This window comes from Bradyrhizobium sp. USDA 3262, assembly GCF_054060035.1.
Genome location: NZ_JBSSCT010000001.1, coordinates 7228775 through 7249265 on the forward strand (window position 1 = coordinate 7228775; position 20491 = coordinate 7249265).

Annotated in this window: 19 protein-coding genes; 4 read left to right on the forward strand and 15 right to left on the reverse strand. The window is 64.0% G+C overall.

The window, feature by feature from the left end; translation table 11 throughout:
• Positions 1–8: 8 nt before the first annotated feature.
• The 4 genes from ACVWYP_RS34230 to ACVWYP_RS34245 all read right to left on the reverse strand — a co-directional run bounded on the left by ACVWYP_RS34230 (position 9) and on the right by ACVWYP_RS34245 (position 5702).
• Entirely contained in the window at positions 9–1634 is a 1626-nt protein-coding gene (locus ACVWYP_RS34230) for a hypothetical protein (protein ID WP_304496351.1), read from the reverse strand.
• 226 nt (positions 1635–1860) lie between these two features.
• Positions 1861–2850, reverse strand: coding sequence for a LysR substrate-binding domain-containing protein (locus tag ACVWYP_RS34235; protein WP_304496352.1), 990 nt, complete (start codon positions 2848–2850; stop codon positions 1861–1863).
• Positions 2851–3238: 388 nt separating this feature from the next.
• Positions 3239–4798, reverse strand: coding sequence for a 2-isopropylmalate synthase (locus ACVWYP_RS34240; protein WP_069277921.1), 1560 nt, complete (start codon positions 4796–4798; stop codon positions 3239–3241).
• Between the two features lie 361 nt (positions 4799–5159).
• On the reverse strand, positions 5160–5702 hold the full coding sequence (locus tag ACVWYP_RS34245) for a bifunctional transcriptional activator/DNA repair enzyme AdaA (RefSeq protein WP_304496353.1): 543 nt from the start codon (positions 5700–5702) through the stop codon (positions 5160–5162).
• Positions 5703–5827: 125 nt separating this feature from the next.
• Between ACVWYP_RS34245 and ACVWYP_RS34250 the strand changes: the two genes are divergently transcribed.
• Positions 5828–6265 carry a nuclear transport factor 2 family protein gene (locus tag ACVWYP_RS34250; protein ID WP_304496354.1) on the forward strand — a complete coding sequence of 146 codons (438 nt, stop codon included), beginning with the start codon at positions 5828–5830 and terminating at the stop codon, positions 6263–6265.
• A gap of 71 nt (positions 6266–6336) precedes the next feature.
• Here the strand turns inward: ACVWYP_RS34250 and ACVWYP_RS34255 are convergent, their stop codons facing one another.
• The 10 genes from ACVWYP_RS34255 to ACVWYP_RS34300 all read right to left on the reverse strand — a co-directional run bounded on the left by ACVWYP_RS34255 (position 6337) and on the right by ACVWYP_RS34300 (position 16084).
• On the reverse strand, positions 6337–7419 hold the full coding sequence (locus ACVWYP_RS34255; protein ID WP_304496355.1) for a phosphatase PAP2 family protein: 1083 nt from the start codon (positions 7417–7419) through the stop codon (positions 6337–6339).
• 172 nt (positions 7420–7591) lie between these two features.
• Complete coding sequence (locus ACVWYP_RS34260) at positions 7592–8533, reverse strand: polyphosphate kinase 2 family protein (RefSeq protein ID WP_304496356.1); 942 nt, start codon at positions 8531–8533, stop codon at positions 7592–7594.
• Positions 8499–9509 carry a branched-chain amino acid ABC transporter permease gene (locus ACVWYP_RS34265; protein ID WP_028342384.1) on the reverse strand — a complete coding sequence of 337 codons (1011 nt, stop codon included), beginning with the start codon at positions 9507–9509 and terminating at the stop codon, positions 8499–8501. Before ACVWYP_RS34265 ends, ACVWYP_RS34260 begins: the two co-directional genes overlap by 35 nt.
• Positions 9506–10387 carry a branched-chain amino acid ABC transporter permease gene (locus ACVWYP_RS34270; RefSeq protein WP_028342383.1) on the reverse strand — a complete coding sequence of 294 codons (882 nt, stop codon included), beginning with the start codon at positions 10385–10387 and terminating at the stop codon, positions 9506–9508. The genes ACVWYP_RS34265 and ACVWYP_RS34270 overlap by 4 nt, the downstream gene beginning before the upstream one ends.
• 185 nt (positions 10388–10572) lie before the next feature.
• The gene (locus ACVWYP_RS34275) at positions 10573–11277 is read right to left on the reverse strand and encodes an ABC transporter ATP-binding protein (RefSeq protein ID WP_028342382.1); all 705 of its coding nucleotides are present in this window, start codon (positions 11275–11277) and stop codon (positions 10573–10575) included.
• Positions 11278–11281: 4 nt separating this feature from the next.
• Complete coding sequence (locus ACVWYP_RS34280) at positions 11282–12055, reverse strand: ABC transporter ATP-binding protein (protein ID WP_018272977.1); 774 nt, start codon at positions 12053–12055, stop codon at positions 11282–11284.
• A 22-nt stretch (positions 12056–12077) separates the two neighbouring features.
• Complete coding sequence (locus ACVWYP_RS34285) at positions 12078–13388, reverse strand: ABC transporter substrate-binding protein (protein ID WP_304496357.1); 1311 nt, start codon at positions 13386–13388, stop codon at positions 12078–12080.
• A 176-nt stretch (positions 13389–13564) separates the two neighbouring features.
• Positions 13565–14329, reverse strand: a complete 765-nt coding sequence (locus tag ACVWYP_RS34290; RefSeq protein WP_028342380.1) for a substrate-binding domain-containing protein — start codon at positions 14327–14329, stop codon at positions 13565–13567.
• A 15-nt stretch (positions 14330–14344) separates the two neighbouring features.
• Complete coding sequence (locus ACVWYP_RS34295) at positions 14345–15046, reverse strand: NUDIX hydrolase (RefSeq protein WP_304496358.1); 702 nt, start codon at positions 15044–15046, stop codon at positions 14345–14347.
• Positions 15047–15058: 12 nt separating this feature from the next.
• Entirely contained in the window at positions 15059–16084 is a 1026-nt protein-coding gene (locus ACVWYP_RS34300) for an ABC transporter substrate-binding protein (RefSeq protein ID WP_304496359.1), read from the reverse strand.
• Between the two features lie 182 nt (positions 16085–16266).
• Between ACVWYP_RS34300 and ACVWYP_RS34305 the strand changes: the two genes are divergently transcribed.
• Positions 16267–16716 carry a cupin domain-containing protein gene (locus ACVWYP_RS34305; protein WP_304496360.1) on the forward strand — a complete coding sequence of 150 codons (450 nt, stop codon included), beginning with the start codon at positions 16267–16269 and terminating at the stop codon, positions 16714–16716.
• 298 nt (positions 16717–17014) lie between these two features.
• Positions 17015–18340, forward strand: a complete 1326-nt coding sequence (locus ACVWYP_RS34310; protein ID WP_304496361.1) for a 4Fe-4S binding protein — start codon at positions 17015–17017, stop codon at positions 18338–18340.
• Positions 18341–18454: 114 nt separating this feature from the next.
• Here the strand turns inward: ACVWYP_RS34310 and ACVWYP_RS34315 are convergent, their stop codons facing one another.
• Positions 18455–19339: an SDR family oxidoreductase gene (locus tag ACVWYP_RS34315; RefSeq protein ID WP_304496362.1), complete on the reverse strand. Its 885-nt coding sequence runs from the start codon at positions 19337–19339 to the stop codon at positions 18455–18457.
• Positions 19340–19431: 92 nt separating this feature from the next.
• Between ACVWYP_RS34315 and ACVWYP_RS34320 the strand changes: the two genes are divergently transcribed.
• Positions 19432–20280 (forward strand): helix-turn-helix transcriptional regulator, encoded by an 849-nt coding sequence (locus ACVWYP_RS34320; RefSeq protein ID WP_304496363.1) that lies wholly within the window; start codon positions 19432–19434, stop codon positions 20278–20280.
• Positions 20281–20491 lie beyond the last annotated feature (211 nt).

The following is a 20491-nucleotide window of genomic DNA, read 5'->3' on the forward strand; positions in this document are numbered from 1 at the left end:
GCCGGCGATCAATGTCCCGCAGCGATCCTGGTCGGGCCGCAGACGTCGTCCTGCGAGTCCTTGTCGTTGTCGTGGCCGCGGCCATTGTCCTTCATCCGGCCGTGATCGCCATCGCAATTGACGGGAGCGAACGACACGCCGCGATAGACCATGCCGAACGCCGGCGGCACAACGACGTCAAAGGCTTCGTTCGCCGGAAGCGTCGTCGCCGCGACCCTGTCCGTGATGGCGACCACCTGATTCGGATCGGCGCCGGGCTCGACCGAGTTGCCCACGGTCGACGTCACCGCGAAAATCGTCGCGGTACCGTCGCGGCTGACGCGGCCGGTGATGTTGCGCAGGCCGCCGGTTGCCGGATCAGTCGGATAGCCGTTGACATGATAGAGCGCGCCGAGGTTCAGGCCCTTCTGCAGCGTGTAGGCAAGGCTCCAGCTGCCGTTGGCATACACCCACTTCTGAAGGCCTGCGGTCGGTGACGTGGCGGCGTCGGCCAGTTGGCCGTCACCTTCCTGGGCAACATAGAGCGTCGTCGCGTTGGCGAACCAGATGCCAAAGGGATAGAAGCCGCTCGCGCCCGAGTTCGCCGAGGGATTGCTCGGGAAACCCGGAAGGATGCTGAACACCGTCGAGGCGGCGGTATCGCGGGTCGGCAGCACGCCCGGCTGGCCGACCTGATAGACGGTGTTGATGCCGTTGCTGCCGCTGCCTTTGGTGACGTAGAGCGTGTTGTCGGAGATCGCGAGACCTCGGAAATTATCGTCCTTGCCGGACTTGTCGGCGGCAAAGCCAAGCTGGGCAACCGAGAAGCCGAACTGGAAGCCATTCTTGCTGCCGGGCGTGCCCTGCTGCACGCCAACCACGGCATCGGAACCATCGACACCGGGCGTTGCGAGCTGCACACCGGTGTCATTGACGACAAGCACCGGCTGGGTGCCGCTGCCGTTGCCGGCATTGCCGACCGTGAAATACTGGTCGACCTGGGTGCCATTGACCTTGTTGGCGCGGATCGCGCCGCGGCCATTGTCGCCGCTATAGACGTTAACCTTGGTCCGGTGCAGCGAGCCGTCGAAATCCAGCTCCGCGACCAAGCGCGCATGCACGCCGGTGTCCGGATTGGTGGGATCGATGTGGTTCGGCGAGTTGGAGTTGGAGACGTCCAGCTGGTTCACCGCCGCGTCGTAGCCCATGAACGTCACGGCCTTGCCGTCGGGCGACAAATGCAGCGACAGTTCAGACTTGGAGCTGAAGCTCGTCACCGCCACGTCCGCCGGGACGGTCAGCGCGCCGATTTCGCGCAGCCGACGGCCTTCCAGATGAAATTTCTTGATCACGACCGGCGCGGTCACGCCGAAGTTCGAATCGACGGCGACGTTGTTGAAGACCCCCGGATAGCTGCCGTCGGCCACAGCCGTCGCGCCGGTCGGCAGCGTCTGGCCTACGGTGACGGTCGATGGGTTGCCCGCGTAGACCGCCGTGCTGACCAGCAATTCATGCGGATTGCCCGCGGTCTGGGACAGTGCCGGATGGACCGCAAACAGCACCGGTGAGAGCGCCGTGCCCGCGATCAGGCGCCGGACAATGGCGCGGCGAAATGTTTCCGGAGTTGTTTGCGATTTGGCGATTGATTTGAACATGCGAAGACCCCCCATTTTTTGAAAATTGGAATGGGTTCCTCATACGGGGCCGATCGCGACACTCGTGTGACAGATTGCCGCAGTTCGTGGTCACGTTCCGGAAATCGCGTAGCTCGCGTGCCCGCCGATGCGGACGCTAAAGGGCGATGAGATCGGATCGGATCGTCATCGGGCCTTGGCTCATGGTTCGAGCATGATCGCCGCGCAAACGTTTAGCGTTGATCGCCTAGCTGGCCCGTCCGCCAAGCCGGCCGACACGATCCGTTTCGATCGCCCGCAGATAGTCCAGCATCAGGCGGCTGGTTGCCGACAGATGCGCGGTGTCGCGGGTCACGATCTTCAGCTCGCGCCGTCCCCAATCGTCGCGCAGCGGGATGGCGCGAAGGCCCATCCCGGCGCCGACCACCTCGAAGGCGCGGTCGGGGATCAGCCCGAGCCCCATATTGGCCTGCACCATGCGGCAGACCGCATCAAAGCCGGGCACATTGATGCGCAGCCGCATCGCCTTGCCGGCTTGCGTCGCCGCATATTGCGAGCGCAGGTAGATCGAGCTCGCGGTGTGCAAGCCGATATGGTCGAAATCGAGTGTTTCGGTGAACAGCAATGTCTCGCGGCCGGCCAGCCGATGGTCCGCGCGCATCACCACCACCAGATTGTCGTAGCGATAATGGAAGGCCTCGAGCGCGCGGCTGTCGGCCTCGGCCGAGCAGATGCCGATCTCGGCTGCGCCCTCCTCGATGCCGCGCACCACCTGCCCGCTCGGCCGCTCCTGCAGATCGACGCGGAGCAATTCATGCGCGGCGAAGAAGGCGGAGAGATCCTCGGGCAGGTACTGCACGATCGCCGAGAGATTGGCGAGCATGCGGACATGGCCGCGCACGCCTTGCGAATATTCCGACAGCTCGACCGCGATCTTCTCGACATTGAGCAGCGTCACCCGGGCGTGGTGCAGCAGCGCCTCGCCGGCCGGCGTCAGCGCCATGCCCTTGGCGAGCCGCTTGAACAGCGTGACGCCGAATGCCAGCTCGAAATCGTTCATCCGTTTCGACACCGCCGACGCCGCGATCCCCTCGCGCTGCGCGGCGCGGGTGAGGTTCTGCTCGTCGCAGACCGCGACGAACAGGCGAAGCGTTGTCAGGTCGACCCGGCGCGTCAGCGCGGTCTCCGCCGGCGTGGCGGCGCGCGGAAGGTCTGTCACGATGGAGGAGATCGGCATGGACGGCGTTCCCCGGGAAAGAACGCAGCGTAGCGCTGGAGATGGCGCGGAAGATTCCAAAGCAGTGCGGGATGGAGCGGATTGTTGGGATAGGATTCCAACAATGATCGAGTTGGGTGGTTTTTATCCCAACCAGCCGACCGCAGCTGTCATTACCGTCACCCTGAGGTGCGAGCGAATGCGAGCCTCGAAGGGCGACGGCCCGACTCTGTCCGCGAGGGATTCGTCACTCGCGGAAACAACAGGGCCGTGCATCCTTCGAGGCTCGCTTCGCGAGCACCTCCAGCGACAAAGGCGAAGCCTTTGCGCGGGGATGACGGGTTGGATGGGCCCCTAACAAAAACGCGGCGCCGAAGCGCCGCGTTTCCGAATGCTTTGATCGCGCCTATCAGCCCGCGGCCTTGGCCGGCACGTCGCGCTGGCGCTTCATCACGATCTTGTTCAGCGCGCCGAGATAGGCCTTTGCGGAGGCGACCAGCGTGTCCGGATCGGCGGCGCGGGCGGTCATCGAGCGACCTTCATGGGCCAGACGCACCGAGACTTCGGCCTGCGCGTCGGTGCCTTCGGTCACCGCGTGCACCTGATACAGTTCCAGCTTGGCCTCGTGCGGCACCAGGCGCTTGATGCAGTTGAAGACGGCGTCGACCGGGCCGTTGCCCTCGGCCTCCTCAATCTTGATCTGGCCGTCGACGTCGAGCTTCATGGTCGCGCGCTGCGGGCCATGGGTGCCGGCGATCACGGTCAGCGAAGTCAGCTTGATGCGGTCGTGGGCGGCCGCCATCTCCTGGTCGACCAGCGCCTCGATGTCCTCGTCGTAGATGTCCTTCTTGCGGTCGGCCAAGGCCTTCATCCGCGTAAAGGCATCCTCCAGCTGGTTGGCGCCGAGCTTGTAGCCCATCTCTTCCAGCTTGTGGATGAAGGCGTGGCGGCCGGAATGCTTGCCGAGCACCAGCGAAGACTGCTTCAGGCCGACCATCTCGGGCCGCATGATCTCGTAGGTCGAGGCGTCCTTCAGCACGCCGTCCTGATGGATGCCGCTCTCATGCGCGAACGCGTTACGACCGACGATTGCCTTGTTGTACTGCACCGGGAACGAGGTGGCCGCGGACACCACCTTCGAGGCGCGGGTGAGCTGCGTGGTGTCGATCTTGTTCCAGAACGGAAACTTGTCGTTCCGCACATTGATCGCCATCACGATCTCTTCCAGCGCGGCATTGCCGGCGCGCTCGCCGATGCCGTTGACGGTGCACTCGACCTGCCGCGCGCCACCGACGACGCCGGCCAGCGAGTTCGCGACCGCCATGCCGAGGTCGTTGTGGCAGTGCACCGAGAAGATCGCCTTGTCGGAGTTCGGCACACGCTCGATCAGCGTGCGCATGAAGTGGGTGTATTCCTCCGGCACCGTGTAGCCGACGGTGTCGGGGATGTTCACCGTGGTGGCGCCGGCCTTGATCACCGCTTCGACGATCCGGCACAGATAGTCCATCTCGCTGCGGGTGCCGTCCTCGGCCGACCATTCGACGTCGTCGATCTGGTTGCGGGCACGGGCGACCATCGCGACCGAGGTCTCGATGACTTCCTCGGGGGTCTTGTTCAACTTCACCCGCATGTGCAGCGGCGAGGTCGCGATCACGGTGTGGACGCGGCCGCGGCGGGCGAACTTCACGGCTTCGGCGCAGCGGTCGATGTCGGCCGGATGGGCACGGGACAGGCCCGCGATCACCGCGTTCTTGGAGCGGCGGGCGATCTCGCTGACCGCCTGGAAATCGCCTTCCGAGGTGATCGGGAAGCCGGCCTCGATGACGTCGACGCCCATGTCGTCCAGCAGCTCGGCGACCTCGAGCTTCTCCTCGAAGGTCATGGTGGCGCCGGGGCACTGCTCGCCGTCGCGCAAGGTGGTGTCGAAAATGATGACGCGGTCCTTCTCGGACTTGTTCGCGGTGGCCATGTTAGAAATTCCTTTAAGCTTTGCGCCCGTCATGTTGCTCCTTGAGCAATTACTTGGGCGATATCAGGGTTCGGTGATCTCGTACAAACCCCTGAGTGCCCAGGCGCAAACGCCCAGCCGGCCCTCAGGGGCAGGTAAGAAGAAGGCCGCCAATAAGCAGGGTGGGCGCTGCGGCAGGGATCGTGGCGGTAGCCTGGGCCACCTCCCCCGAAATCCCATCAATTTGGCCGCGAATCAGCATTGCCAGACCCTGTTGAGCGCCAAAATCCTCGGACAAAACCATTGACGGTTGGTTGCCGGGACGCGCTGTGCGCCGTCGTTCTAGACGATTATGGCAAGCCGCCGCAATGGGTAAAGATGGTCAGGTGGGTTGACCTAACGTTCCGGTATGGCTAGTCGCACCCCTTTCTCGGCGGACGCTGCCGAAGCCGGCGCGGAAGGCGATCGCGGTCATCGCGTCGTTGGTGGTGTCGATCAGGCGCTTGGCGCGCTGCACGCGGCGCGTGGTCGCGACTTGTTGCGGGCTGGCGCCGACATGGCGCTCGAACAGCCGGGCGAGGTGGCGCGCGGTGATGCCGAGCCGGTCGGCCAGTGCTGCGACCGAGCCGCGCTCCAGCGCGCCGCCGTCGATCAGCTTCAGCGCACGCGCAACCGTGGAGCGCGTGCCGTTCCAGGCCGGACAGAACGGCGCGGTCTCGGGACGGCAGCGCAGGCACGGCCGATAGCCGGCCGCCTCGGCCGCAGCGGCGGTCGGGTAATAAGTGACGTTGCGCGGCAGCGGATGCTTCACCGGACAGACCGGCCGGCAATAGATCCGCGTGGTCTTCACCGCCGTGAAGAAGCGGCCGTCGTAGCGCGCGTCCCGCCGCAGTCGCGCAGCGTTGCAGGCATCGAAGCTGAGCATGAGGCGGAGTCTAGCGCATCGCGCGGTCAAGGAAAGTGGCCCGAGGTGATGAGGTCCGATTCCGGCCAGCGCGACCCGCAGCGCTGACCTAGATCGATCCGATCGATCAAACCGGAGACATCGCCGTGACCAACCCGACAGCCAGGGAAACCAACAAGCAAATTGTCCTCAACGCCTGGCAGACTTTCAGGACCCGCGACACCAAGCTGATTGCCGCGCTGTTCGCGCCGGATGCCGAATGGATCGCACCCGCCCGCAACGCCACCGCGATCGCACTCGATCACGCCGATCACATGATCGGCGCTGACGCGATCGCCCGCTTCATCTCGACCGAGATGCACCGCCTGTTCTTCGAGATCGACATCGCGTTCCGCGCCGTTCATGCCGACGGCGACAGCGTCATCGTCGAGGAGCGCATGCGCGCGACGCTGGCGGACGGCCGGCGCTATGAGAATGACTACTGCTTCGTGTTCGTGGTTGAGGCCGGCCGCATCAAGCAGGTGCGCGAATACATGGACACCCGCAAGGGCTGGCAGCTGGTGTTCGGAGAAGCCGCGGCATGAGGTCCGCGTTCATGTCACGGAGACGCCGGCGCTCCCTTCTCCTTGCGAGAGAGGGAGCCTGAGCGGCCCGCTCACCGCACTTCCGCGCGGGGCTCACCTCGATGAGTTGCTGGAATCATCGCCCACGCCCCGCGCCGGAACATGGTCACATGGCGCAACATCCAGGCATGAAGCCAACCGGCGAGGATCACAGACACGATCGTGACCACCAGACCGCCGATCAAGTCCACCACGTAGTGACCGCCGACGATGGGCGTCGCCAGTATCATGGCCAGATTTGCCAGCGTCATCGGAATGCGAAGCCATCGAACGTTCCAGCATGCCCAGATCAGGATCAAAGCCGCGGTACAGTGAAAGCTTGGAAACGCGATCAGTCCCTGGCCATGAAAATTGCGCAGGCTCCTGAGGCTCCCGTCGCGGATCCGGATCAGATCGTCGATCCAGCCCTCGGAGGTCAGAGGCAAATTCCGGAACGAAGACACTTCCGTATCGCTGACGTGCAGATGGGTCCATGCCGTAGTGGCGGGCAACAAGGCGAAAACCGCAATGGTGATGGTTAGCGATATGATCGCCGCCAGGATGAATTTTTCGAGCGTTTGGATTCTCCCCGTCGCGGCCAGCACCAGGATTACGAGATGGGGAAGAAGGAAAATGGAGTTATAGGCCTCGGTCACGATGCGGGCCATCATGTCCGAACCAGCGAACAGGCCCGCATAGGTCCTCCAGTCGTAGCCCATCAATTGATCGGCACGCAGAAGCTGAGCATCAACCAGGGGACGGCCGACCGTCGCTGCCGCATAGGTCAACATCGTTGCAGCGATCGCCACGATGATATTCTGCGACCAGGTATTTATGAACAATTGAACGAATTGGATGCGCAGTCCCTTTGCCACGAGGTAGATGCTGAGAACGATCGCGGCTACCTTGCCATACCCATCCCAATCGACGTCGACGTGCCTGAAGCCGGACCAATGGAAGGCGGCAAAACAACCGGCCAAGAATAGCAGGACGGGCGCCCAGAGCACGCCCCTCAGCGCGTCATCATTCACGTTGTGATTGCCTGTCGCTAAATCTGCGGTTGCCATGCCCTCATGTTGCGTCAATTCATTAATATTACCTTGCATGCGGCCGGTTTGAGCGGGGAATATCCGCATGCGGCCGACAACGCGTCACCTTGCGATAGATTGCCCGCGAGACTGCGGACGCCAGACGCGCACATAAGGACGGCTCCGGCGGGTGGGACGCCTCCCACGCCGCAAAGGGAGCGAGAGCCCGCGGTCTGCTCACGTCGCGGGACCGCGGGATGTCATCCAGCTTCTCCGCGCCCTATTTTCTCGCCGTCGCGGCCTTCTTCTCCGCCCCCTTGCCTTCCGTCTCCAGCGCCGCGCGGACGCGCTTGAATTCGCTTAAGTCGGCCTTGTCCACCTCGGGGAATTTCAGGTCGAGCTTGTCGAGCGCGTTGACGATGGTCGAGCCGATCACGACGCGGGCGAACCATTTGTGGTCGGCCGGCACGATGTGCCAGGGCGCCTGCCCGGTCGCGGTGTGATGGATCATGTCCTGATAGGCGGCCTGATATTTGGCCCACAGCTTGCGCTCGGCGACGTCGGCCATCGAGAACTTCCAGTTCTTGGCCGGCTCCTCGAGCCGGTCGAGGAAGCGCTGGCGCTGCTCCTCCTTGGAGACGTTGAGGAAGAATTTCAGGATTACGGTGCCGTTGCGCGACAGATAGCGCTCGATCGCCGCAATGTCCTCGAAGCGCTCGCGCCAGATGTCCTTGGTGACGAGGCGCTTCGGAATCTTCTGCTTGTCGAGCACCTCGGGATGCACCCGCACCACCAGGCACTCCTCGTAATAGGAACGGTTGAAAATGCCGATGCGGCCGCGCTCCGGCAGCGCGATCATCGCGCGCCACATGAAGTCGTGGTCGAGCTCCCTGGTCGACGGCTGCTTGAAGGAGGAAACCTCGCAGCCCTGCGGATTGACGCCCTCGAACACGCTCTTGATCGCAGAATCCTTGCCGGCGGCATCCATGCCCTGGAAGATCAGCAGCAGCGACCAGCGGTCCTGGGCGTAGAGCTTCTCCTGGAAATCGTTGAGCCGCTTGCGGTTGGCCTCGATGATCTTGCCGCCGGCGTCCTTGTCGATGCCGCCCTTCTCGGCGGTCGGATACGATTTGAGGTGAAATTCGCCCGACCCGTCGAAGCGGAACGGCGCGACGAAGGGCTTCAGTTCATCGGCGAGCGATGGGGACGGTTTGTTGCTCATGGCTTCTCGACGGCTTGCGTGACGACTTGATCCGGTCGATCACGCTACCAAGAATGCCCTTGGGCAGGAAGATGATGAACAGCACCAGCAGCACGCCATAGACCAGATTGTCCCAGCCGACCGCCTTGGTGCCGAAAGAGATGCGCAGCACCTCGGCCAGCACGATGGTGATGACGGCGCCGACCGTCGGTCCCAGCGCGACATAGACGCCGCCGACGATCGCCGCGAACACCATCTGCAAGGAGACCGCGATGCCGCTCACCGTGTCGGGCGAGATGAACATCTGGTACTGGCAGTAGAGCGCGCCCGACAGCGCGGTCATCAGTGCGCTGATCAGGGTGATCTTGAGCTTCTCGGCGGTGACGTTGACGCCGGCCGCGGCGGCGGCATCCTCGTCCTCCGAGATCGCCTCCATGGCATGGCGGATCATGCTGCGATCGATCGCGCGCCAGATCACGAGGCCCAAGACCCAGACCGCGAGCGCGATCAGATACCAGGTGGTCTTGTCGTCGAATTGCAGCGCGAGCAGCCCCTTGCCGCTCGGCGCGCGCTGCGGCGTGTAGCCGAGCGAGCCGCCGGTATAGTCGCGGGTCGCGGTGATGACCTGCAGCACGATGCCCGACAGCGCCAGGGTCACCAGCACGAAATAATGCCCGGTGATGCGGAAGCGGAAGCAGGGATAGGCGACGACGAGCGCGAGCACGCCCGCGGTCGCCATGCTGAGGGGAATGCCGATCCAGGGCGACACGCCAAGGTGGTTCCACAGCAGCGCGGTGACATAGGCGCCGATGCCCATGAAGCCGCCATGGCCGAGCGAAACCAGGCCGAAGCGCCCCATGATCGACCACGAGGTGTAGGCGAACGACCAGATCAGGATCAGCACCAGCACGTGCAGATGATAGGGATCGCGATGCACGAAAGGCACCGCGACGAGCGCGATCAGCGCGATGATCCAGCCGGCGGCTTGCCTGTTCACGAGCGCCTCGCCAGGAGGCCCGCCGGCCGGATGAACATCATGACGATGAAGAAGGCAAAGGCCAGCACGTAACCCCATTCGAGATCGGAGAACAGGCCGCCGAGCGAGATGATCTCGGCGAACACGAAGGCGGCGATGAAGCCGCCGATGAAATTGCCGAGCCCGCCGAGCACGCAGATCAGGAAGGTGATCGGCCCGAACGACAGGCCGACGAACGGATGCACGTCATATTGCAGCACCAGCAGGCAGGCGGCGAGCCCGGCGAGCCCGCCGCCGATCGCCGAGGTGACGAGATAGATGCGCTTGGGATCGACGCCCATCAGCGGCATGATCTGGCGGTCCTGCGCGATGGCGCGGATCGCTGTGCCGGTGAAGGTGCGGGTCAGGAACAGATAGACGCCGATCATGCCGAGCAGCGCGGCGCCGAACGACAGCAATCGCGCGTAGCTGAAATTCATCTCGCCGAGCGCGAGCACCGGCAGGCGGATGCCGAGATTGCGGAAGTCGATGCCGAAGGCGACGGTGGCAAAGCTCTGCAGGATGAACAGCACACCGCCGGTGGCGAGCAGCTGGTTGATCGGCGGCGCAGTCAGGAGCGGCGCGATCACGAAGAAATGCAGTGCGGCGCCGAGCAGCGCCACCAGCAGGATCACGAGCGGCGCGGCGGCCCAGTATGGCAAGTGAAAAACCTGCACGAGATAGTACATGCCGTACATCCCGATCATCACGAGCTCGGCGTAGCAGATCCAGGTGACGTCGATGACGCCGAAGATCAAGTTGAGCCCGAGCGCGAGCAGCGCCAGCACGCCGCCGAGCAGGATGCCGTTGATGACGGCCTCCAGCAGGTAGATGTCGAAGATGTCGAAGAAGGACTGCATGGCCATTGCGCCCTAGACTGTGACAGCTAGCTGACCTAGCACCGCCGTCATCCTGAGGTGCGAGCGCAGCGAGCCTCGAAGGATGGGCCACGGGCTGCGTCCATCCTTCGAGGCGCGCAAGAGCGCGCACCTCAGGATGACGGCAGAATGTGCAAGGGTGCTAGCCCGGTCCACGATCATCATCCTCACACCCCGAGATACGCCTGCTTGATGGTGTCGCTCGCCGCGAGCTCCGCCGCTGACCCGGCGGCGCGGATGCTGCCGGCTTCCAGCAGATAGGCGCGGTCGACCACGCGCAGCACCTGCTGCACGTTCTGCTCGACGATCAGGACCGTCAGGCCGCTGGCGCGGATGCGCTTGACCAGCTCGAACACCTGCTGCACCACGACCGGCGCGAGCCCGGCCGACGGCTCGTCGAGCAGCAGCAGTTTCGGGTTCGACATCAGCGCACGGCCGATCGCGCACATCTGCTGCTCGCCGCCCGACATCGTCCCGGCCATCTGGTGCTGGCGCTCCTTCATGCGCGGAAACAGCTCGAACACGAACTCGAGCCGCTCGGCGTAATGCGCGCGGGCGCCGGGCATGAAGGCGCCCATCTTCAGGTTATCGGCGACGGTGAGCCGCGGAAACAGCCGGCGATTTTCCGGCACATGCGCGATCCCGAGGCTGACGATGCGATGTGGGGGCGTCGCGACGACGTCGGCGTCTTCCATCGCGATCGTGCCCCTGATCGGTCGGATCAACCCGGAGATCACCCGCATCAAGGTGGTCTTGCCGGCGCCGTTCGGGCCGATCACGCCGACAGCCTCGCCCGCCTTGACGTCGAGGCTGACGTCGAACAGCGCCTGGAAGCTGCCATAGCCCGCGTCAATCGATTTCAATTCCAGCATGCGCTCACGCCCCGATCCGGCGCCGCGCCTGGGCTGCCGCCGCGGCCGCGAGGCTCGCATCCGCATCGGTGCCGAGATAGACCTCGATCACTTTTGCGTCGCCGGCGACATCGGCCGGCAGGCCCTCGGCGATCTTCTCGCCGTGATCGAGCACCATCACGCGATCGACCACGCGCATCAATACGCCCATGATGTGCTCGACCCAGATGATGGTGATGCCGAGCTCGTCGCGGATCCGGCGCAGCATGTCGGCGGCCTGGTCCATCTCGGCCTCGTCGAGACCGCCAAGGCTCTCGTCCGCGAGCAACAGCTTCGGGCCGGTGGCGAGCGCCTTGGCGAGCTCGAGCTTCTTCAACCCGGCGGCGCCGAGGCCCTCGACGCTGGCGTTGCGATCGGTCGGCAGGCCGACCATCGCAAGCGCCCGCTCGGCGGCCTCCTCGGCCTTGCCGCGGCTGTGGCGGCCCTGGCCGTAGAACCCGGCGAGCACGACGTTCTCGAAGATGCTGAGGCGATGGAACGGCCGCGGGATCTGGAAGGTACGGCCGATGCCACGGTTGATGATCCGGTGCGGGGCGAGCCCCGCGATCTCGTGTCCGTCGAACAGGATCGAGCCGGAGGTCGGCGGCAAGGTGCCCGAGAGCATGTTGAAGATCGTGCTCTTGCCCGAGCCGTTCGGGCCGATCAGACCGAGGATCTCGCCCTGCTCGACGCGGAACGACACGTTGTTGACGGCACGAAAGCCGCCAAACCGCTTGACCAGGCCTTCCACGGCGAGCACGGCAGTTCCCTTCGCGAGCGAGCTATTTGTAGCTGTAGGTGGTGCCGGCCGGCAGCGGCAGCTCGGTCTCGCGCTGCATCTGGCTCTTCGGCCACACCACATAGGATTTGTCGTCGATATATTGCAGCACCACCGGGAACGAGCGCGCGTTCTGCCCGGCATACTGCTCTCCCTCGCCGTAGAACTTCACGCCGTAGCCGAGCATGGTGCCGCCCTCGGGTATGTCGGTGTCGAGCGCGGCCTTGCGCAGCGCATCCGGATCGACGCCGCCATACTTCTTGATCGCGCGCGGCAAGACGTCGTCGAGGAAGACATAGGCGTTGGCCGCGCCGATGCCGACATGGGCGGAACGGATCGGCACGCCGGGCTTCAGCCGGTCAAACTCCTCGCCGACCATCTTGATGACCGGCGGCAGCTTGGGATCCATGCTCTTCTGGTTGGCAAGCCAGATCGAGATCGGGTCGGTGTTGAACAGATAGTTGGCGTCGGCGCCGAGGCCTTCCTTCAGCTTCTCGTAGACGCCGTAGCCCGCGCCGTGGCCGACGATGGCGCCGAACTTCAGCCCCTGCTCGCGGGCCTGGCGGAACAACAGGGTAATGTCCGGATTGTAGCCGGTGTGGAAGATCACGTCGGGCTTTGCGCGCTTCAGCTTCGTGACCAGCGCCGACAGATCGGGCGCGGTCGCCGAATAGCCCTCCTTGAGCACGATGTTGAAGCCGGCCTTCTTGGCACCGGCCTCATTGCCCTTGGAGACGTCGACGCCATAGGCGCCGTCCTCATGGATGATGGCGACGCGGAGGTCCTTCGGTTCCTTGCCGAACTTGGACATGGAGTATTGCGCGATGAAGTCGGTCGTCATCATGCCGTACTGGTTGCCGGCGGCCTGCGGACGGAACACGTATTTGTAGTTCTTGCCGTCGAACACGCCGGAGGAAATGCAAGTCGTGATCCACATGAACCTCTTCATCTGCTCGACCCGCGCCGACACCGGCACGCATTGCGCCGAGGAGAAGAAGCCCATTACCATGTCGACCTTCTCCTGTTCGAGCAGGCGGACGGCCTCGTTGATCGCGATGTCGGGCTTGCTCTGCGCGTCGGCATAGACGGCCTCGACCTTGTAACCCTCGACGCCGGTCTTGGCGCAATGGTCGAGCATGATCTTGACGCCGGTGTATTGCAGCTCGGAGCCGCCGCCGGCCAGCGGACCGGTCAAATCAAAGATCACGCCGATCTTGATCTTCTTGTCCTGCGCATGCGCTGCATTGGCCACACCAAGCGCCGCAAGCGCGACAGATAGACCCGCAAGCCAGCGGGCAGCCCTCCTGACCGGCATGAATCCCTCCCCAGAGATTGTGCACTGCATTTTTTGTTGTCGTGCCGCCCTATCACAGGGGGAGCGGCCGATGATGTCAAGCGCGATGGCTGCGTCCGCACCGCGCAGGCTTGCGCAAAGTTTCGGCGGAACGCTGCCGACGCACGGTGCTCGGGCGTGCGGTTGGCGGCGGCAATTTATCCGCGGGGCCGTTCCATGCCGGCCCGTTTGATGGCCGCGAGCAAAATATCGCTGTCCAGGGAAAGAAAATCGATCAGGCGCTTGGCTGCTTCCGGCGCCTGCGCGTCGCTGACGATCGCGGCCGTGAAGGTCTGGACCAGCTGGAGATCCGACGGCAGCAGACCGACAACTTCGATGCCGCTCTCCTGAACCAGTTCGCTGGTCGGACCGATCGAGAGATTTGCCTTGCCTGCTCTCAGCGCTTCGGCCGCCTCGGTTCCGCGCGCCTCGAGGGTGAGCCTGACCGTGTCCGGCAAGTTCAGCCTGGGGAAAACCTTGTCGCGGACGTACTGTCCGCTCGTGCTGCTCGGCGCCACCACCTCGCCGGCCTCGATCAAGGCTTTCCTGAGCGCGACATCATTGCCGATGTCCGGCTTGCGAGAGCCTGCTCGAACCGCCGCGGCCAAAGGTGCCGTCGCCAGTCCTGCTTCCGACCCCGCGCGAATTCGGCCGTCTTCGGTCAGACTTCGAAGTCCCTCGCGCGAAAGTATAACCACGTCCGCTTTGGTGCCGTGCGCAAGCTGGTGCCTGATCGTCTTCGGACCGGTGCCCTCCGACGCGCCAGATCCAGTCTCCACCCTGATGCCCGTGCTTCGCTCGAATTCAGGCAGCACGTCGCGGTAGACCGCGGCGAATCCACCCGAAATGATGACCTTGATCGTTTTGGCGCCATCGGCGATTGCCGGTGTCAATGCAGCGGCAGCGGTGGCTTGCTCGATCATTGCGCATTCCTTTGCCTAGGCCGGCAGCTGCGTCTCGATGAACGCGGTGACGAAACGCGGCATTGCGGGAGTGAGATCGGCGCGGCTGCGCACCAGATAGATGCCGGCAAGCTCGGGATTTGCCTGGCATGCGAGATTGGCCTCGATCCGCGCACGCAGCGCGTCACCGGGCATATCGACGCGCAGGATCTGCATCATCGCAAGCGCAGGCCCGGTGTAGATGCAGTGCCAGTCGGCGTCGCCGCGGCAATCCGACGGCAACAGTCCCGTCTCCTCCTCGAGTTCGCGCATCACGCTGCCGGCGATATCCACCGTCTCGCCCCTGATATCGTCGAGATCGGGCGTCCCTGACGGGAAATAGATACGTCCGGCATTCGCGGTCTGCTCGCCCATCACCCCGCACACGAAGGCGCCGTCGCTGGCGAGCAGCGCCCCCATGCCGAAACCGTTGAACACCTCGCTGTCCGGAAAGCCCCAGTCGCGCCAGGCGAGGAAGCTGGCGAAATCGGTCTCGAAATAGCTCGCGCTGAGCCGTTCGCCGGCGAAGACCGGATCGCGTCCGAGCAGCACGCGGCCGTTCCACAGGTTCGGGTTCAGCCGCTGCTGCTCGGCGAAATGCGCGTCAATCTCGGCACGCCGCTCGTCCGCGAACGGCCAAGGACGCCGCTGCAAGGCAAGGTCGAGCGCGGTGACACGACAAATGAGCGGAGACTGCATGTCCGTACGCGTTTACTTTCCGCTTCCGGTGGTCTTCTTGGCCTGATCGACGAACTTGTTGGTGTAGGTCTTGGTGACGTCGATGCCGGCCTTCGCCACATCGGGCGAGCCCTCGCTGAACACCGCGAGCACCGCCTCCGCACCCTTGGGGTCCATCTTGCCGGTCTCGGAATACATCGGGATCGTGTTCTTCAGCGCCGCGAGATACTGCGCCTTGTCCTTGCCGACGATCTCGTCCGGCATCTTGGCCATGATGTCTTCGGCGCTGTGCGAGTGGATCCAGGCCAGCGTCGCCATGATCGCATTGGTCAGCGCCTGCACCTCCTTCTCGTGGCCGTTGACCCAGGCCGCGGTCGAATACAGTGCGCCGCCGGGATATTCGCCGCCGAACACCGCAAGCGTGTCGTGCTGGGTGCGGGTGTCGCTGAGGATCTTGAGGTCCTTGTAGCTGCCCTGCAGCACGGTGACGGCAGGATCGAGCATCACGGCAGCGTCGATCTGGCCCTGCTCCATCGCCGCGACCGCCGTCGCGCCGAGACCGACGCCGATCACGGCGGTGCCGGCCGGATCGAGGCCGTTCTTCTTGAGCAGATACTTCAAGAAAAAGTCGGTCGAGGAGCCCGGCGCGCTGACGCCGACTTTCTTGCCGGCGAGATCCTTGATCGAGTTGATCTCGCCGGTATGCTTCGGCGAAACAACGAGCACGAGGCCGGGATAGCGGTCATAGACCACGAAGGCCTGCAGCTCCTGCTTCTTGGCCGCGAGATTGACGCAGTGGTCGAAATAGCCGGAGACGACATCGGCGCTGCCGCCGAGCACGGCCTTGAGCGCGTCCGAGCCGCCCTTGAGATCGACCAGTTCGACCGCAAGCCCGGCCTTGTCATATTCGCCAAGCTGCTTGGCCAGCACGGTGGGCAGATAGCACAGGCAGGCGCCGCCCCCGACCGCGATGGTGATCTTGCTTTGCGCCGCGGCAAGGCCCGTGGACAGGGTCAGCGCCAACAGCATTCCGGCAAGCTTGCCAAGCAGTTTGTTCATGACGTCCTCCGTTCGACTGCCCGGCAAGATAGAGGAGCCGGGAGGTCTTGAGAAGGCGACTTTCCGACAGCTGGTCAAGCCAGCGGCTGCAGCATAGCATCGTGGCTACAAGAAAACGCCGAAGAAGCGCCAAAGCTAGAAGCACCAAGAATACTTCAGGGGAAACATCAAGGGAGGTCTTCATGAATCGTATTGCAACCGCGCTGTCGATCGCTGCCGCCTTTGCCGCGGGCTGTGGCGTCACCCATGTGCTGCGGCCGGCGCTCGCCGCCGAGAACATCACGGCGCAGGTCATCCACACCGGCGAGATGGAGGGCGACAAGCTCGGCGACGCCAACAAGGTCGGCTTCCGTTCCAAGATGTTCGTCTCCGCCGACGGCGCCACCGTCTCGATCCAGGACGGCAATGTGCCGAAGCACATGCATCCCAACACCAACGAGATGCAGTTCGTCCTCGAAGGCACCGGCACGGTCTGGCTCGGCGACAAGGAAGTGACGGTGAAGCCGGGCGACCTGATCGTGATCCCCAAGGGCACGCCGCATGGCGGCACCAAGCCGAACGGCCGTGCCATCAAGGCCATCGCAATCAAGACGCCGCCGCAGGCGCCGGATGATACCAAACTGCTGGATTGATTACGGCCCGTTCGCCGTCATCGCGCGAAGGGTCATACAAGCATCGTCACCCTGAGGCGGCCGCTTCTTCAGCGGCCCTCGAAGGGTCGACGGCCACCAGCCGGGCCGATTCATCCTTCGAGGCTCGCTCCGCTCGCACCTCAGGATGACGGAGCTTGCAGGGCTCAATCGACGCATAGCATATTTGTCAGGCGCACAACTGCCGGGTTCCATGACACGACGCTTGACAGATAATTCACTTGCCCCGCGTCCGCTCACTCCATAATATGACGATCGTCATTTATAAAGAGCAGGAACCATGAGCCTGGACGATCATCCCACGGTCAGGGCGGTGCGCGCGCGCAGCAGCGAACCGGTCCGCGACGTCCCGGTTTCATCGGAGCTGATCAAGGACATCGCGCGCAGATGCGGAGCCGATGATGTCGGCACCATCGAGTTCGAACGGGCCGCCATCGCGCCGCAGCGGGACTTCATTCGCAAGGTCTATGGCCGGACGCGCTCCCTGCTCGCGATCGTCTGCCACATGAACCGCGAGCCGGTGCGCTCGCCATCGCGCTCGGTCGCCAATGAGGAATTCCACAGCACCTATGATCACGTCAACGAAACCGCGCGCGCCATCGTTCGCGCGCTCGACGAGCACGGCATCCCGGCCTGCAACTCGGTTGCCGCGTTCCCGATGGAGATGGACCTTCCCAGGATCATGATGGTCCAGCACAAGCCGATCGCGGTGGAAGCCGGTCTCGGCCGCATGGGAATCCATCGCAGCGTGATCCATCCGAAATTCGGCAGCTTCGTCCTGCTCGGCACCATCCTGCTCGGATGCGAGGTCGACGCCCATGACCACCCGATCGACTACAATCCGTGCCTGGAGTGCAAATTGTGCGTCGCCGCCTGCCCGGTCGGCGCCATCAAGCCGGACGGCGGCTTCGACTTCCTGTCCTGCCACACCCACAACTATCACGACTTTCTCGGCAACTTCTCGCAGTGGGTGGAGAAGGTCGCGGATGCAAAGGACGCCAGGGACTATCGCGCCCGCGTTCCCCGCACCGAGACGTTGAACATCTGGCAATCGCTGTCGTTCAAGCCGGGCTACAAGGCGGCCTATTGCATCTCCGCCTGCCCGGCCGGCGAAGACGTGATCGGCCCCTTCCTGCACGATCGCGACGCCCATTTCGCCGATGTGGTGCAGCCGCTGATCGACAAGGACGAGTTCGTCTACGTGATCCCGGATACCGACGCCGAGGACACGGTGACGCGGCGCTTTCCGCACAAGAAGCTTCAGCATGTCACGTCCGGCCGCCACACCGGCAGCCTGCAGGCCTACATCTTCTCGCTCTCGCTCGGATTTCAGCGCGGCCGGGCCCGAGGCCTGGATTTCGTGACGCATCTGCGCTTCACCGGCACGAGCGCGCTGGATATGACAGTCGTGATCAAGGGCAAGGATCTCCAGGTCGTGCCGGGACGGCATGTCGGAGAGGCGGCTCTGACCATCACCGCCGACTCGCAGGCATGGCTGCGCATTCAGAATCGTGACCTCGAACTTGCGGACGCGATCGACGCAAGGCTGGTGAGCTACAGCGATGAGAAGCTGTTTGCGGCCTACATGCGATGCTTCCCGCTGTAATCGGCAGCGTAGGGCGGGTTAGCGAAGCGTAACCCGCCAACTCTGCTCACCCGCGGAGAAATGGTGGGTTACGCCTTCGGCTAACCCATTCTACGCATCCTACTGCGCTGCTTCTTACTGGACGGAATAGACCAGCTGCTCGAGATCGACAATCAACCCCGGCCCGGTCGGTTGCCATCCAAGCTTCCTGCGCGTCTGCTCACTGGAGGCCGCCATGTCGTATGCAGCGAACGTGCCGAGCCAGCCAAAGAAGGCTTGCGCCTCTTGCGGGGCGATGGATTTGACCGGCAGCTTCAGCCGCCGTCCGATCGTTTCGGCAATGTCGCGCATCGAGACCCCCTCTTCGGCGACGGCGTGATACCTTGCGTTCGGCTCAGCCTTTTCGATGGCCAGCCGGTAGAGGCGCGCCACGTCGAGAACATGCGCCGCCGGCCAACGATTTTGCCCGTCGCCGAGATAGGCGCACATGCCCTTTTCGCGGTACACCGCGATCAATGGGGTGATGAGACCCTGCCTGACAGGATCGTGGACCTGGGGAAGACGCATGGCCGACGCGCGGACGCCCTTCAGCGACAGGGCCGTCTGTTCCGACACGCGGGGAAACGGGAAATCCGGCGATATCGTTTGGTTCTCAGTCGCGATCTCGCCGGGCTTGGCCAATCCCGCCAAGCCCCCGGTTACGATCAATGGCCTGTCCGATCCAGCCAGAACAGAGCCCAAGGCTTCGATGGCGCGGCGGTCGATCTCGCAACTCTTCGCGAAGTTGGACCAGTCGTGAACGAAGCCGAGGTGAATGACAGCATCCGAAGCGCTTGCCCCCTTGCGCAGGCTATCAAGGTCCTCGAGCGAGCCGCGAAGAGCCTCCGCACCAACGGCAGAGATCGCGTTGGCCCCCTCTTCCGAACGGGCCATGCCAAGAACCTGATGTCCGGCGGCGATCAGGTCCTTGACGACGGGAGTGCCGATGAATCCGGTGGCACCAGTGACGAACACACGCATGAGGAAGTCTCCAGGTTTCGTTGGAGACAAATCTGGCTCTGCGCGCTATCCTGTTAAAGTAGTGACCTTATCATGGTATAATAGCTAACAGGATGAGCGAACCGCTCGCGCAAGAGAACCTGCTCGGCGCCTACCTGAAGGACCGCCGCAGCAAGCTCGATCCGGCCGTGTTCGGCTTTCCGCCGGAGCGGCGGCGCACGCCCGGCCTGCGCCGCGAAGAGGTGGCGCAGCGCGCCAACATCAGCGCGACCTGGTACACATGGCTCGAACAGGGCCGCGGCGGCGCACCCTCGGCCGATGTGCTCGACCGCATCGCGCGTGCGCTGATGCTGACCGATGTCGAGCGCGAGCATCTGTTCCTGCTCGGTCTCGGACGCACGCCCGAGGTGCGCTACCAGAGGAGCGAAGGCGTCACGCCCCGGCTACAGCGCGTGCTCGACGCGCTGGAGCCGCGCCCCGCCGTGATACGCACCGCGACCTGGGATATCGTCGCCTGGAACCGGGCCGCGACCGTGATGCTGACGGACTACGGATCGCTGCCGCCGCGCGAGCGCAACGTGCTGCGCTTCATGTTCCTCGATCCGCGCGTCCGCGCCGCACAACATGACTGGGCCAGCGTGGCGCGCTTCGTGGTCGGCGCCTTCAGGGTGGACGCGGCACGCGCCGGTGCCGCAGCCGAGGTGCAGCCGTTCGTCGACGAGCTCTGCCGGCTCAGTCCGGAATTCGCCGCGCTGTGGCGCGACAACGACGTGCGAACGCACGGCGAAGGCGTCAAGCAGCTCCGGCATCCGATCCTGGGCCCGGTCAAGTTCGAATATTCGGCGTTCGCGGTCGACGGCCGGCCCGACCTCAGCATGATCGTCTACAATCCTGTTGATCCGGAGATGACGGAGAAGATCCGCGGGCTGATGGAGGCGGCGCCGGCGCACGAACGCGCGTGATCGTCGCGCGCCCCCACAAACCGAAACGCAAATTGAGTCGCTTCCCTGACACGACCTCAGATATAGTCGCCCACCACCGACCCAACGGTGGGATTTGGGAGAAGATAGCCATGAAAGCCACGTCACTCCTCGCGGGCCTAGCTGTCGCGATCTTGTCGATCGCCCCCGCAAATGCTGAGAATAAACCCGCACTCGCTAAGCAGGCAGCCTC

What these genes read in the sequence shown, in the direction of transcription:
- ACVWYP_RS34230 (WP_304496351.1), bottom strand. Translation starts at nt 1,634, where the DNA reads ATGTTCAAATCAATCGCCAAATCGCAAACAACTCCGGAAACATTTCGC.
- ACVWYP_RS34235 (WP_304496352.1), bottom strand. Translation starts at nt 2,850, where the DNA reads ATGCCGATCTCCTCCATCGTGACAGACCTTCCGCGCGCCGCCACGCCG.
- ACVWYP_RS34240 (WP_069277921.1), bottom strand. Translation starts at nt 4,798, where the DNA reads ATGGCCACCGCGAACAAGTCCGAGAAGGACCGCGTCATCATTTTCGAC.
- ACVWYP_RS34245 (WP_304496353.1), bottom strand. Translation starts at nt 5,702, where the DNA reads ATGCTCAGCTTCGATGCCTGCAACGCTGCGCGACTGCGGCGGGACGCG.
- ACVWYP_RS34255 (WP_304496355.1), bottom strand. Translation starts at nt 7,419, where the DNA reads ATGCGGATATTCCCCGCTCAAACCGGCCGCATGCAAGGTAATATTAAT.
- ACVWYP_RS34260 (WP_304496356.1), bottom strand. Translation starts at nt 8,533, where the DNA reads ATGAGCAACAAACCGTCCCCATCGCTCGCCGATGAACTGAAGCCCTTC.
- ACVWYP_RS34270 (WP_028342383.1), bottom strand. Translation starts at nt 10,387, where the DNA reads ATGCAGTCCTTCTTCGACATCTTCGACATCTACCTGCTGGAGGCCGTC.
- ACVWYP_RS34275 (WP_028342382.1), bottom strand. Translation starts at nt 11,277, where the DNA reads ATGCTGGAATTGAAATCGATTGACGCGGGCTATGGCAGCTTCCAGGCG.
- ACVWYP_RS34285 (WP_304496357.1), bottom strand. Translation starts at nt 13,388, where the DNA reads ATGCCGGTCAGGAGGGCTGCCCGCTGGCTTGCGGGTCTATCTGTCGCG.
- ACVWYP_RS34290 (WP_028342380.1), bottom strand. Translation starts at nt 14,329, where the DNA reads ATGATCGAGCAAGCCACCGCTGCCGCTGCATTGACACCGGCAATCGCC.
- ACVWYP_RS34295 (WP_304496358.1), bottom strand. Translation starts at nt 15,046, where the DNA reads ATGCAGTCTCCGCTCATTTGTCGTGTCACCGCGCTCGACCTTGCCTTG.
- ACVWYP_RS34300 (WP_304496359.1), bottom strand. Translation starts at nt 16,084, where the DNA reads ATGAACAAACTGCTTGGCAAGCTTGCCGGAATGCTGTTGGCGCTGACC.
- ACVWYP_RS34305 (WP_304496360.1), top strand. Translation starts at nt 16,267, where the DNA reads ATGAATCGTATTGCAACCGCGCTGTCGATCGCTGCCGCCTTTGCCGCG.
- ACVWYP_RS34310 (WP_304496361.1), top strand. Translation starts at nt 17,015, where the DNA reads ATGAGCCTGGACGATCATCCCACGGTCAGGGCGGTGCGCGCGCGCAGC.
- ACVWYP_RS34315 (WP_304496362.1), bottom strand. Translation starts at nt 19,339, where the DNA reads ATGCGTGTGTTCGTCACTGGTGCCACCGGATTCATCGGCACTCCCGTC.
- ACVWYP_RS34320 (WP_304496363.1), top strand. Translation starts at nt 19,432, where the DNA reads ATGAGCGAACCGCTCGCGCAAGAGAACCTGCTCGGCGCCTACCTGAAG.